Origin of the sequence: Olivibacter sp. EAT-5, assembly GCF_044784325.1 — a bacterium.
Taxonomy (GTDB): domain Bacteria; phylum Bacteroidota; class Bacteroidia; order Sphingobacteriales; family Sphingobacteriaceae; genus Olivibacter; species Olivibacter oleidegradans.
The window spans coordinates 3,030,305-3,044,116 of the sequence record NZ_CP173028.1 but is presented as its reverse complement, the minus strand read 5'-3'; the positions used below and the strand labels follow the sequence as shown (position 1 = coordinate 3,044,116).

Genomic DNA, 13,812 nt, shown 5'->3' with positions numbered 1-13,812 from the left:
ACTTTTTTCCCGCAAAAAAGTAAGCAAAAAGCTCGTCGCTTCAAAATTTACAGGAACAGTAGTGCCTCCCAGTACAACTTGTAAATTTTGGAGGCGACATTTTCGAAAACCAACGGATGATGCTTTTAACCGGACGTACTAGCTTTAGCTGTAAAAGTTGCCTTTGCCCGTTATTAGTTATGAGGAGAGGTGGTGCGACTAAAAGCTGACTGCTGATGACTGATAGCCGATCAAAACAGCCTTGAAGATTGTTATGGCTCGTATGCACAAATCGAAAAACAATCCAGATAGGCTGTTAAATTGGGAAGATATTCAACACGATTTCGGTTAAGCTGTAGGCCTTAAGCGATAAGCTATAAGCTTTGGAGGATACGGTCTATGTCCAAAATTCATCGCCCATAACTCCTAATCATCATCATAATATTAAGTACTCACGACTTAAAACTTATAACTTAAAACATCACTCTTTCCAAAGCCTTAACCAACCATACGCGTCCTCCAATCCTGCTTTTCTTTTTATCTCTTCCGATACCATAGGGCCGTTATTTTCCCAAACATTGTTGGGGCCATTGGCATTTTGCAGAAATTTCTCTTTCGGACACCAATTGTTTTTAACAGTAAAATAGGCCGATCCTTCGTCCGTATAAAGGTAAAACCAATGTTCAGGCAAATGGGCATAAGGAGCGGTATAGATGCTATCGATATAGTTATTTTCGATAACAGAGCCTGGTTGCGCAGAGAGTGTATAAATACCGGCTACATCATTCATGTACTTGGCGTAATGGTGAATTTTATTGGCAATAACACGATTATTAGCCATTACATTCACCGTTGGCGTCCAGCCCCAACCTAAACTAATACCTGTATAGGCGATCTCACTGATTTCGTTATGCCGGATATCGGTATTGTTGACATAGCCTGCTCCTATAGCCACACATCCCCAATCTTCCGTTGTGACATTTTTAATGAGGTTATTCTCTACGCTATTATGGGAGGCCACAACCCGCCTGTCCGATGGGTTATAAGGCAGGTGTGTTTCAAACGCCTCATCCGAAAACACACCTAGCAATATACCGGATCCGCCTATATCATGAAACACATTTCCTTGAATCTGATTGTACTGAACTGCTTTATGATAATCCAATCCGGTAGAGGCTAAATGTTCAAATCGGCAATTCTCAAAGGAAGTATGCTGTGCATAAGACACGCTCACCGCAGCTGACGGCCGACCAATCCAAGCTTGATTTTCGAGTCCCTTTTTGTCGGGCGTTCCGGGAATCTTTAGTTTATAAGCGTCCAATAAGTACATACCGGCTTGCAAAGCTACATGTCCTTGCTGTGAGGGCCGAAGCCATGTGCTATGCTGCCAACTGATGCCGGAAAAATGGATATGCTTTACAGGAGCATCTAGCGTGCCCTCTATGCGGAGCAGGGTTTCTAAATACGGAACAATAACATTCGCGGTAGCTAAATGTTCATCTTTTTGGGGCCAATAGTAAAGCTTTCGACGGAGCTTATCAAGATACCACTCTCCCGGCTCATCCAAAAATTGGATCGAATTGCTTAGATAAAAGGCAGAGTTTCCGGTCTCTTTCGATATCCATGGTGCGGGCCAAGGGTGCTCGGATTGTATTTTACTCTCCGGTTGCAAAAATGATAGACGCACGCTATCCCCCTGTACAAATGCTTCTTTTACGCGTAATACAGCAATGGCCCACCATTGATGAATGAAAAACTCCATCCCCGATTGCCAGCTGAACCGTGTCGATTTAGGCTTGGGAATCCAACAGGTTTGGGCTTGATGATCCCAGGATAATATCCTTTCCATGCGATCGCCTTCCGTGCTCTTTGCACGCTTCGCTTTCCGGTTATTAACCCAAAGTTGCCTAAAGTCAAGTACCTGATCACCCATTAGTGGTGCTTCGATTTCCCAAACTTTTCCCTGGGCTGCTGCGGGTAACCCTTCAATTCTTCTATTTACTTTTTTCCAGCCATGCGGCAAGCTGATGCCTCCGCTGATAATCGGATGTGCATTAGCGGAGGCTTTAATATGTGTTGGACTATCCGCCGTTCCTGCATCTTCCGGGCGGATAAAAATAGCTTCATGTAATGTATAGGTTCCATCCTGTAAAATAATGTCAATCCCTCCGGATACCTCCTTGGCCTGTAAGCGCCTCCATTCCCTTGCCTTCCTTAATGCGGCACTTATAGAAGCCAAGGGTGAATCAATACTGCCTCTGTAGGTGTCCTTTCCCTTGGGAGACACCCAAATCTCTGCCCCGCTTACTCCCTGAAAAAGCAGCGTAAATAATAAGTAAATTGGAATGAAGTAGTTGATTTTCATTGTCCTAATAAATAGATCATTGTTTATAACGAACCCCTAAGCTGTAAACAAAAGTTTAAAGCAATATGCTGTGGCGTATTCTCTTTAATCGACTGAGCGGTTAAGGAGGCCATCTGTTTGTAATCGGTACTGATGGTCGTAATACCACCGGCAATGTACTTTTTTAATGGTGCTTCATTGTAAGAAATAATTCCCAAATCCTTACCCAACACGAAAGCTGATGTCGAAACTTTATCCAACAGATTCACCATATCATCATCGTTTACACAGATATATACCTCGCCGCTATTTAATTCAATATGATCCACCTTATCCAAAATAGCACGTTCAAAAGCATATTGCTGACAAAACTTATTAAAGCCGCGCTTAATTTCATTAGGGAGGTAACTCTTTCGATGAAGGATGAGTTTTAAAGTATGGTATTTTTCGAGCGCAGGTAAGGCTTTCTCCAAAGCCTGGTAAATATCCCATTCAAAGTCTTCATAAATCGTACTATGATTCCCTTTAAGTCGTTTCAGGCGCTTATCCAGTAGGATTAATTTGTCTTTTGGAAGTGAGTCGATCAAAGCCTCCGCTTCGTCTTGGTTATCAAAAAAATGAGGCAGTATCACATAGTGGCTATAATCGTGCCGTTGATTTAATAAACGCTTAAACAAGAAAAAATCGTTGTTATATACATAAAAGTCAATTGGAATATAGTTACCTAATGATGCTACCAGTTCATGATAAAAAATACTTTTCCCTTCGCTGATTTTGTTAACCAACAAGCAAATACGACCAGGACTACTGATCTCCGTGGTTGATATAAAATGTCCCTTCCCCGGCACGGCCTTTAGGATACCTAAATACCGCAAGTATTTATACCCTCTATCGGCCGTTTCCCTCGAAATCTCTAAATGATTGGTAAGCTCATTCAAAGAAGGCAACACATTGTCTTTTTGAAACTTTCCTTCTTTAACGGCACTTAATATCGCATAGGCGAGTTGCAGGTATTTTGGCGTTGAAGAATAGTTGTCAACACGGATATGATCAAAAAAAATGCTGTTGTTCATATTATTTTAGTTATTAGCTGTTAGTTATTAGTTATCAGCTAAGAGCTGTCAACGTTCGGCATCACTGCTCGTGCTACTGCTACTTAAAAACACTCATCCCTCATAACTCATCATTCATCACTCATCATTCATCATTCTCACCACCTTCAGTTTCAACGCCGCTCCTTTTAACCCTTTTGCGCTTGCTTTTAAAATGATTTCTCCTGTGTTCGCTTTAGCTTGAATAATAGCTAGGCATTTGCCGTTATACGCTCTCTTTCGGTTTCCTTTCAGCGAGGATAAATCCGCCTGAAAACCATTATCAAGGCCTGCTATAAATCCTGGCCCTTGTATATCAAACACAATTTCATTATCTGCTATAGGTACCGGATTTCCCTTGTCGTCCATGATGTCCACCGTAACAAACGCTAGATCATTTATCCCTGCACGCAATTTATTTTTATCTACCGTAAGCCGAATGCTGGCTGGTGTGGAAGCGGTTTTAATTTCTTTTACTAAAACCTCCTTTCCATTTATGCTGGAAACGGCTTTTAACGTTCCTGGTTGAAAAGGAACTTTCCACGAAACGTGGATATCATCCCCTTGCTTTCGCCGAGTTCCTAAGGATTGGCCGTTCAGAAAAAGCTCCACTTCATCAGCTTGGTTAAAATAGGCCCATACATCAATAGTTTGCCCCGCTTGCCAGTTCCAATGTGGCAATAAATGCAACACAGGCTTATCAGTCCATTCGCTTTGGTACATATAGTATACGTCCTTTGGAAAACCTGCCAAATCAATAATACCGTAATAGGAGCTTCGCGCCGGGAAATCATAAGGCACCGGCTCACCTAAATAATCAAAGCCGGTCCAAACAAAAAGTCCGGTCATAAAATCACGTTGCTTAACGGCTTTCCATGCTTGTTCATGGCTTGTGCCCCAATACGCTGCAACCTGATCATAGGCGGATACGGTAAAATCCGGATTTCCGTTCTTAACAAATTTCTCTTTTGCACTCGGTGGCCAGAACCGTAAGGTATCATGCCCTAAATCATAATGGCCTCGAGTTGCTAACGCAGAGGTCGTTTCCGAAGCGATGAACTTTTGTCCCGGAAAATTGATCGGCAGGCTATCGTATTGTTCATACTTATAATTGAATCCCAAAATATCCAATGCCTTAGCCTGCGCAATAAAGTTCTTTTCCAAATGAGTTTCAGTTAATGCAGCGGTAACCGGGCGGGTATTGTCCTCTCGACGGACAATAGCTACCAGCTCTCTCGTAAGCGCTGTACCGCTGCTGTCGAACTGCTCTCGTATTTCGTTCCCTATACTCCACATGATAACCGATGGGTGGTTACGGTCACGTTTGATCAGGTCAACCAAATCTTGTCGATGCCACTCATCAAAGTCGAGCGAGTAGTCAAACTTATTCTTTTTCTTCCTCCACATATCAAAGGCTTCATCCATCACCAAAAAGCCTAAACGATCGCATAAATCCAAGAACTCCGGAGCTGGTGGGTTATGAGATATTCGAATGGCATTAGCCCCCATTTCCTTGAGCAATATGAGTTGTCTTTCCATGGCCTTCTTATTGATGGCCGCTCCCAAGGCACCCAGATCATGATGCATGCAAACACCCAGTATTCTTTTTCTTTCGCCGTTGAGCGAGAAACCTTCCTTCGCATCAAAAGAAAAGTAGCGAATGCCCATCGGTACCTTATATTGATCCACTAGTTGTTTTCCAACGTAAACTTGTGTTTCGACTTGATAACAATACGGGTTTTCGGGACTCCAAAGGATTGGCTGCGGCACTTCAACTTCAAAGTTTGCCTTACTTGTACCCAAAGGCAGTTGCTGAGGAAAGCTTTTTTTAACAACTGCCTTATTCTCTTTATTAAATATCGTAATCACTATATCTGCCGATACAGCTTTACCTTCTAGGTTTTTAAAAGTAGTCTGCTGTTCGATAATAGCCCGCTCCTTTTGAACCGATGGGCTCCTTACAAAAGCACCCCAATGATCCACCGCAATCTTATTTTTGGTTACCAACCAAACATTCCGATAAATGCCGGAACCCGAGTACCAACGGGAATTAGGTTGCTGGCTATTGTCAACCCGAACTGCAATTACATTTGCTTGTTTACCGACTTTTATATAAGGTGTTAAATCATAGCGGAAGGACGTGTAACCACTCGGCCGTTTTCCAAGGTAGTGTCCGTTAATCCAAACTTCACTATAGCGATAAATGCCGTCAAAGTCGATATATACTTGCTTTCCCTCTATCGTATCGGCTAATTGAAAGGTCTTTCGGTACCATGCAATGCCTCCAGGAAGCGCGCCGCCCTGGTTAGTTGACGGGTGTTCTTTCGAAAATGTGCCTTCAATGCTCCAGTCGTGTGGCAAATCCAGCTCCCGCCAGGTTGCATCGTTAAAGTCTGCCGATTTTGCTTGTGGCTGATCGCCCAAATGAAACTTCCATTGATCATTAAAGCGTGCTTTTCCCCATTCCTGCCCATACAGTGCAAAGGTGAATAAATAGAGAAAGAAGAATGAAGTAATGGCTTTAAACATTTCTGAGAAATTTTATGGTTGTTTTTTTGGGTTTACAGGCGGAGCAACAAACTGCAGCTCACTTTTTCCTAAATCTTTAGAAGTAGCAACGGCAATTCCCCGCTGCTCATCTTTATTCACTGCGCAATAAAAATGATAGACTACGCCCTCGTGCTTCAACACAAAAGATTTATGCGCATATAAGGCATCAAAGGGTTCAGAAGGCTCGATCAAGTTTTCACCTTCCCAATCCGTCCAGTGGACCAGATCTTTGGAAGCTGCAAAACGATTGAACGCACCCTTTCGATCTTGCCAAAAAGCACCGAAATAAAACATAACGTAGGTATCGCCCATCTGTTGAATGACGGCATCACCGGTGATACCTACCGGATGATGGACAAGCGGCTCCTGAAGATAGCGTTTCCAATGGACCATGTCGTCTGAAACGGCCATACCGATCCGCTCAAACCACCGTGTTTTCAGATTATTTTGAGCTGAATCACCATTGGCGTTATAATACATCACAAAACGATGGCCGCTTAGCCGCTTCTTGTCTTCGATCACTGTGCTTTTAAATAACTTACGATTTTCCCACCATCGCACGTCCGCGTCTTTTGCGGTGAATAAAGGTTTTTCCATACGTGTCCACTCATGGGCTATCCAAGGTTTCCCTTTTGTATAAGCCATGCCAACGGAGAGATTACCGGCTTCATACCCTCTACCATCGCCTCCAAAATAAGACATCCAATATTTTCCTTTGTATTTGTTTAGCTCATAAGTACCTCCCCAAGTTATATCCTGTAGGGCATTATATCCGGCCTTTTGATGCGCATCCCAAGCCTCATGATCGGAAAATGACATTAATTTGCCTAAGGTTGTCCATTTCAATAGATCAACACTGCTAGCCAGCCAAGTCTCATAGCCACGTCCATCGAAGATTAAATAGGTCATATACCATTTATCGCCCTTTCTGAAAACCGTAGGGCAATCCATTTTTTTATCATTATTAGGCGGTACCATCACCAAGCCATATTTATACGGTGTTTTAACCTCGCGGTAGATGCTTTCCATCTCTTCGGGTGTCACTGCTACCGCTTGCGCATAAAGAGGAACTCCCTTGCCGAGAAGAATAAAAAGTAAAATAATATATAGGTGTTTTTCCATTTTTTGTATTAAGACTTAGGTATGATAAAGTAAAAATTCAAAAGTAAACCTGCCTGCGGTAGGCAGGAAGTAAAAAAGCCTATTCTCCCACCGTTCATCACTCATCACCCATCATTCATCATTCTTTTTCAGCTTTCAGTCGCACGAACCTTTCTCACAACTCACAACGGGCAACTCGCAACTCATCATTCATCACTCATCATCACTTTAAACCGATAATCCCCCGATCCAATCTGAACGATCATGCGCCCTTGCTCCTTGCCTATTATTTTCCAGTCTGTGTCATTCATCATTTTTCCACTTTCATAAATGGAGGCTCCGTCCTGAACGGGTAAGTAAATCGCGGCTCGCGTATTCGGCGGAATCTTTACTGCCAATTCAAACTGGCCTTTCTCCTTTTTCCATGCTGAACGAATCAAGCCGTAGGGAGAGTCGTAGGTTCCTTCTGCACTGCGGACATCCCCGACTACCTCCGGTCGGATTTCGATTTGATCAAAAGCGATGCTTCCCTCTTCTTGTCTAATCCCCGCTAAGCCCCTGTAAAGCCATTCCATTAAATGCCCTAGCATGAAATGATTATTGGAAACGGTGGGTAACGCTTGCCATGACTCGGTTAATGCGGTTGCACCTTTAGCCAGTTGATAGCCATAGCCTGGCACATCGGTACGGCTGTTCATATCATAAATGACGTCCGACCGACCGGCTTGCTCCAAAACCCGGAGTACATAGCGATAACCAATATCGCCAGCTGTCAATGCGTTATTCCGATTCCGGATGTCTTGAATCAAATTATCCAAAACAGCTTTTCTATAGGAGGGGTCGACCAGCTCCATATAAAGCGCCATGGCATTTGCGGTCTGACTCCCGCTAGCATATTGTTTGGTATTGACATGGAAAAAGGTATCATTAAACGCTTTTTTAACCTCTTCCGCCAGCGATGCGAATGCCACTTGATCTTTCGTTTCTCCAAGCTGCTCGGCAATTTTCATCAATAAACTTAAATTGTAATAATAAATAGCAGTTCCCGTAACGCCCATAGGCGTCAGTTGAGAAACGCCAGGTGGTTTTGGCCCAAGGTCATACCAATCGCCCAAGCCTTGTTTAAGGATATGGTTAGTTGCTTTCGTTTGCAAGTAGCCTATATAACGTTTCATCATCGGATAGGTCGTCTTCAACATTTCTTTGTTCCCATACCACTTGTATAAGTACCAGGGAAGAACGATGCTTGCACTTCCCCATTCCGGTGAATCGCGGAACATGTCGCCTCCCCAGTTGAATTCGACATATTCCGGGGCAATTTCAGGTACCAGGCCATTCGGCAACTGCGACTTCCGCATATCTTCTATAATCTTTTGAAGAAGTCTTTCTATATCGTAGTTGTAATGTACGGAAGCGCCCATGAGATGAGTTTGTTCCAGCCAACCAAGTTTTTCGCGATGCGGACAATCAGTGAATACACTCATCATATTGCTTTTGATTGCCCAATCAATCAGCTGATGTGTGCGATTGAATAATTCATTGGACGACTGAAAAGAACCAACCTGTTGAGCTGCATTGCGAATATGTAACCCTTGTAGACTGATGATTTGAGGCAGTTTTTCACCTGCTGACTGATCTTTTGGTGCTGCACCGCGTACTTCCACATAACGGAAGCCATAATACGAAAAACGGGCTTGCCAACGTTCTTCATTTTCACCTTTTAAGATATAGGTAAAGTAATAAGGACCACCGCTTGCTTTTTGGGTAACGGCTTCTTCTTTCAATAGTTCGCCCGGATATATGCGAACGGTATCCCCACGATTTCCTTTCAGTTTAATCTGCACAATACCGGAAGCATTCTGACCCAAATCATAAACCCAATTTCCGGCGCTTGTTTTTGTAATGGTCTTCGGATCGAATCGCTCCATGATCTTTAAGGGCTCCGTCATTTGGGGGTTAATTTGGGGAGGACCTTCCACTACGACAGCTTGCTTCCAGGCGGTATCGTTAAAACCGATATCATCCCAGCCTTTCTGCTCTAAACGTGCATCGTAATCTTCACCACCGTAGATACTGGAAAAGGTAATGGGCCCCTTATCGGTCTTCCAAGTACGGTTACTGACAATATCCTCTTGGCTGCCGTCTGTATAACGCAACTGCAAACGGCAGATCATCTTTGGATAGCCAAAGGCTACCTTTTGTTTTCGGTATCTCCCTTTTACGGGAGGAATGTAATAAAAGCCATTTCCCAAAAGAACACCGATCGCATTTTCACCTTCCTTTAAGTTTGTAGTAACGTCAAATGTCTCATACAGGGCTTCTTTATCGTATTTAACCCACCCGGCATCTAAAAAATGATCGCCTACTTTATCGCCATTTACATGCACTTCAAAATGTCCTAGACCGCTGATAAATAAGGTTGCTCGTTCTATTGTCTTTTGAACCTGAAATGACTTCCTGAATAAGGGAAGCACATTATTATCCTGATAGGTATCTTTTTTATCAGCTTTTGGCAAGGGATCCCGTCGTTCTTCCGGCAAGTCCTCATAGGCAATCCATTGGCCTCCTTTCCAGTCTTCTTTGGTAGAAAGTCCCATCTGCCAATAGGCGGGTGCTGACCATGTTGACTCATTGCCGTGATTATCCCACACTTTAACTTTCCAATAATAGCATTGAGTGGCCGACAACGGCTTCCCCCGATAAGGAACCTGAATACTTGTACCGCGCTCCACTTTTCCTGAATTCCAAACAATGTGCTTATCATCCGCCCAACTGCCTTGCTGATCCGACACCAGTACCTGATAAGCTACTTGTTTTGTATTTCGTAACTGGCTTTCAAGTTTCCAGCTTAACAAAGGTTGCAAACTTACGATGCCCCTCGGATTGCTTTTGGACTCCACGCGTAGGCCTGTCGCCTTCAAATCAGCGGCAAAGTTATTTCCCCAACAATGAAACAACACCCATAATATAATGATAATCCTACCCATTTTTCAGTTTATAAACCTGGTTAGTACTCGTATAAAGCCTCAGGTTTATGGTTAGCCCTTGTTGCAAAGATAAATGGACTGGAATATATCCGCTTATAACAATTTTTCCTTGTATTGTAGGATATTATCTTTAAACGGCGATCTGGTTTTGAAATTGTAAATTTTTGTTTTTTACATAGTGTTCTTCTTGACTCGGGGAATTCGCCTCCATCTACATGTTAAAGGTGAAACCGACTAACGAGAGTTCACCGAAGATAATCCCTGGGTACCGCACTTGGATTTTTAGGAGGCACTGTTTAATTACTTGATTACCACACATCGGAAATAAAATAACGATATAAACTAGCAATACAATCGTTTCGAAGTTTATCCGGCGCATCTAGGTCCGTTGTATTGCAACCGTTGGTAATCACTACAAAACCATATTTTTTAGCAGGGTCGAAAAACATAGCACTGTATAAGCCGTAAGCGGATCCCGTATGCCCAAGCAAGGTTTTTCCCGGAAGGACTGTTTTTGTAGATAGTAAGGCTAATCCATAACCGCTACTTGGATCCAAAACCGTTTGCATGCGGCGAGAACTGGCCGCTGTGATGAGCTGTTTTCCTTTAAAAGTTCCATAATACATATGCATACCCATATATAGGGCCAAATCCCTAGCTGATATTTTCATCCCTCCTGTAGGAGAAAAAATCGGCGTACTTACTCCCGTTTGATAAACAGCTATTTCTTTCCTTCTCGGAGCATAAGCATCAACAGCTAATTTGAATCCTGCCGTATCATATTCGTATAATTTAACAAAGCAGGTACTGTCTAAACCATCAACCCAATACCCTCCATACAAATTTAACGGATCAAGAATATGCGTCTTCACATATTGGTCAAACCGCTGTCCGGATATTTTTTCCAAAATAGTACCGGCAAGATTAAAGTTTAGATTACAATATTGATAGCCCTCTCCTGGTGCATAATCATGATAACATTTTTCCCATTCCGCATTTTTGTCCGGATTCAGCACATCCAAGGTAAAATAACCATTTTTATCACTCAAGCTGGAACGATGAGAAAGGATCATCTCTAAACTGATTTTCCTATCCGGAAAACGTGGGTTTCTCACCTTAAAACCAATAAGATTACTTACATCATCATCCAAGGATAATTTACCCGCTTCCACCAATTGCATTAAAGATGTCGCCGTAAATGATTTGGAAATGGAGGCAATACGGAAAATATCATGATTCCGGATTTTTTCTTTTGTAGTGAGGTCCTTAAAACCAAACGATTGGTTATACACGATTTTTTCACCTTTTAGCACTGCAACCGATAGGCCGACGGCCTCATACTTTGCCATTATTGCTTTTAGCTCTTTTGCTACTTGTTTTTTCTGAGCATTAGCCGACGGCAAGAGGCATAACGACAGGAGGAATAAAACGATTTTTTTCATCAATTGCTAAAATATGAAGATTGCGTCAACCTATTTATTACTGGTCTATTGTAACGTTTGTAAATTAAAAAAAATCGCTCAATATTGATGAAAAAATTGCATGAAGAACGTAGGTTATTGAATCCCTTCTCAGTACCGAAGCAGATGTTTGTGCAGTATTACAGAGTCTCGTTCGCGAAATCCCCAAAATATCGCACGTAGTTATATTGTTCGCTTGGGAAGCTTAGGTTCATTTCGTTTAGGCAGTAACAGCTTAGGCAGCGATACAGAGGAAGGGGTAATTGCAAGTTGCATCACACGCTTGTTAATTTATCCTAAGCCTGGAGTCAGGTCGGAAATGTAAAATTTAACGTTTGCAAAAGTTAGAGTGTAGGATAAAACCGTCTAAACAAAAGGAGGAGACTGTCTAAGACAAACAGCCCCTTCTTTTGCTTCATTCATAAGTGTTTCCAAATTAAGGAGTTTCGTGTTCTTGCGCCCAAAGCTTTGGTGCATAGGAAGTATATGGTGTTATCCAACGGTATAGTCCATAATTCGCTTCATTCCCCGCCCTAAGAGGCTGATCAAACAATTCGTATATGATAGCCGCTTTAACTTGTGGGTTGTTTTGGCATTTGGCCAAAAAGCTGTTCAAAAAGTTACGTTGTACACTATCCGGATCGGTCCCAGAATTTTTTGAACCTGTCTCAGTAAACCATATTGGTTTGGTGAATTTTGAAGATATATATTGTGTAATATCTGGGATGAAATATGGTGATCCGGCAGCATTGGTTTCCATGTTATCGTACCAATGATAAGCGACAATATCAAAGTTAACACCATAGTCTTCGAGCATTTGGAGATATTTGTAATGTAACCATCCCGCTACGACCATCGTCTCGGCATCAGGATCCGCCGCTTTAATACCTTCGTCCATGCCTTTCAGATGCGCTGCGATTATTTTAAACTTAACCGAATCGTAATCAGACTCATTTCTGCCAGTGCCGGTTTTGATACATTCATTGTCCAACTCATTTCCTAAATTATAGTATTTAAAGTCGTTTTTATATTGACTCCCAAAGTTAAATGCTCTTGTATAGCCGCTTTGATAAGCCGCAGTTTCCGTTCCTGTGAAATTTAAGGTAGCTGTAGGCACCATAGGAAGTAATGTAATTCCCGCAGAATCTGCGGAACTTTTAATTCGTGCGTAAGCGCTCAAATTAGAGATTTGGCCAGTACTGGACGAGAAGGGAACGTCGATTCGGTAAACACCCATATTGAGCTTTTCGAGAAGGTCGATTTGCTTATATGCAGGCGTGTTATAAGCAGCTTGGTTGAGAGGATGTCCATTAACTCCTAACATAAAATCACTTCGCGTAAGTGTGAGCTTTGTGACCGTATTTGTCAAAGAAGTTGCTACTGACTCTTCTTTTAAAGACTCCTTAGAACATGAAAATGTCAGTAAACCAATTAAAACATAATAAAAAAAGGAAGTATTCTTCATATTTTCACAATTAATTTTTTTTAAAGATAAAAGTTTTTTTATGTTTTACGCTTTATTTTTAAATGATTATTTGCACACAAGAGATTATGCAATTATTAGAATTATTAGCATTTAAATACTTAACGATTTCTTAACAAGAATAGCAAGGGCATAGGCTTTATGTTACTGTTTACAAGAGACTCCAGCAACGCTGCAATCCAGCAACTTAAAATAAATATCTTTAGTTTAATAAAAATTTAAATGAATTGTTAATTTGAGTATAGCAGCTGTTTGCGACTCCATATGTTCGAAATTAAGACACTTTGTTGGTAGAAAGCAACTTCATGAACGACAATATTGAGCTAAACAGCTTTATTGGATTATACAAAAAAACTTTAGATAAAAAAGTTTAGTAGAAAGTGATGAGTTTTTAAACCTCAGGAATGAAAACTGACACACCCAAAAGCAAAATTAAACTCAAGACTTTTGATTCGCTAGTGGATGAGCTATAAACTTTACACTACTCCTCTTTTTGAACGTGAATTCAAAATACTTTGTAGAAAACATCGATCTGCAAATGTATACATTATTGCTTTCATAAAAACGTTGGAAGAGCATCCTAAACAAGGAATAAGTTTAGGTAAAGACTGTTTTAAAATCCGAATTGCCATCAAAAGTAAAGGGAAAGATAAATCAGGTGGTGCAAGGCCTATAACACGTGTTCGAATCACCTACGAATCAGTTTATTTGCTTTCTATTTATGACAAATCGGAGAAAGAAAGCCTATCTGACAAAGAATTAATGGATCTATTGAAAGATTTGAACGACTAGCTCAAATTAATCCCTAGTTATAACC

Annotated in this window: 8 protein-coding genes; 1 reads left to right on the top strand and 7 read right to left on the bottom strand. The window is 41.7% G+C overall.

What is annotated here, in order from left to right; all coding sequences use genetic code 11:
* Window positions 1-460: 460 nt before the first annotated feature.
* The 7 genes from ACH11B_RS12515 to ACH11B_RS12485 form a co-directional block, all read right to left on the bottom strand.
* Entirely contained in the window at window positions 461-2,344 is a 1,884-nt protein-coding gene (locus tag ACH11B_RS12515) for a right-handed parallel beta-helix repeat-containing protein (RefSeq protein ID WP_377612435.1), read from the bottom strand.
* Window positions 2,345-2,367: 23 nt separating this feature from the next.
* The gene (locus tag ACH11B_RS12510) at window positions 2,368-3,396 is read right to left on the bottom strand and encodes a transcriptional regulator (RefSeq protein WP_377612436.1); all 1,029 of its coding nucleotides are present in this window, start codon (window positions 3,394-3,396) and stop codon (window positions 2,368-2,370) included.
* A gap of 117 nt (window positions 3,397-3,513) precedes the next feature.
* Window positions 3,514-5,943, bottom strand: coding sequence for a beta-galactosidase GalB (gene galB / locus ACH11B_RS12505; RefSeq protein WP_377612438.1), 2,430 nt, complete (start codon window positions 5,941-5,943; stop codon window positions 3,514-3,516).
* A 12-nt stretch (window positions 5,944-5,955) separates the two neighbouring features.
* Window positions 5,956-7,086, bottom strand: a complete 1,131-nt coding sequence (locus tag ACH11B_RS12500) for a glycosylase (protein WP_377612441.1) — start codon at window positions 7,084-7,086, stop codon at window positions 5,956-5,958.
* 185 nt (window positions 7,087-7,271) lie between these two features.
* Window positions 7,272-10,052, bottom strand: a complete 2,781-nt coding sequence (locus ACH11B_RS12495) for a family 78 glycoside hydrolase catalytic domain (RefSeq protein WP_377612443.1) — start codon at window positions 10,050-10,052, stop codon at window positions 7,272-7,274.
* Between the two features lie 308 nt (window positions 10,053-10,360).
* Window positions 10,361-11,494, bottom strand: coding sequence for a serine hydrolase domain-containing protein (locus tag ACH11B_RS12490; RefSeq protein ID WP_377612445.1), 1,134 nt, complete (start codon window positions 11,492-11,494; stop codon window positions 10,361-10,363).
* A gap of 454 nt (window positions 11,495-11,948) precedes the next feature.
* A complete protein-coding gene (locus ACH11B_RS12485) occupies window positions 11,949-12,977 on the bottom strand; it encodes a glycosyl hydrolase (protein WP_377612447.1) in 1,029 nt (342 codons plus the stop codon).
* 480 nt (window positions 12,978-13,457) lie between these two features.
* Between ACH11B_RS12485 and ACH11B_RS12480 the strand changes: the two genes are divergently transcribed.
* Complete coding sequence (locus ACH11B_RS12480; protein ID WP_377612449.1) at window positions 13,458-13,787, top strand: hypothetical protein; 330 nt, start codon at window positions 13,458-13,460, stop codon at window positions 13,785-13,787.
* Window positions 13,788-13,812: the final 25 nt, after the last annotated feature.

Coding starts and splice junctions, on each gene's coding strand:
- ACH11B_RS12515 (WP_377612435.1), bottom strand. CDS start 2,344: ATGAAAATCAACTACTTCATTCCAATTTACTTATTATTTACGCTGCTT.
- ACH11B_RS12510 (WP_377612436.1), bottom strand. CDS start 3,396: ATGAACAACAGCATTTTTTTTGATCATATCCGTGTTGACAACTATTCT.
- galB (WP_377612438.1), bottom strand. CDS start 5,943: ATGTTTAAAGCCATTACTTCATTCTTCTTTCTCTATTTATTCACCTTT.
- ACH11B_RS12500 (WP_377612441.1), bottom strand. CDS start 7,086: ATGGAAAAACACCTATATATTATTTTACTTTTTATTCTTCTCGGCAAG.
- ACH11B_RS12495 (WP_377612443.1), bottom strand. CDS start 10,052: ATGGGTAGGATTATCATTATATTATGGGTGTTGTTTCATTGTTGGGGA.
- ACH11B_RS12490 (WP_377612445.1), bottom strand. CDS start 11,494: ATGAAAAAAATCGTTTTATTCCTCCTGTCGTTATGCCTCTTGCCGTCG.
- ACH11B_RS12485 (WP_377612447.1), bottom strand. CDS start 12,977: ATGAAGAATACTTCCTTTTTTTATTATGTTTTAATTGGTTTACTGACA.
- ACH11B_RS12480 (WP_377612449.1), top strand. CDS start 13,458: ATGAGCTATAAACTTTACACTACTCCTCTTTTTGAACGTGAATTCAAA.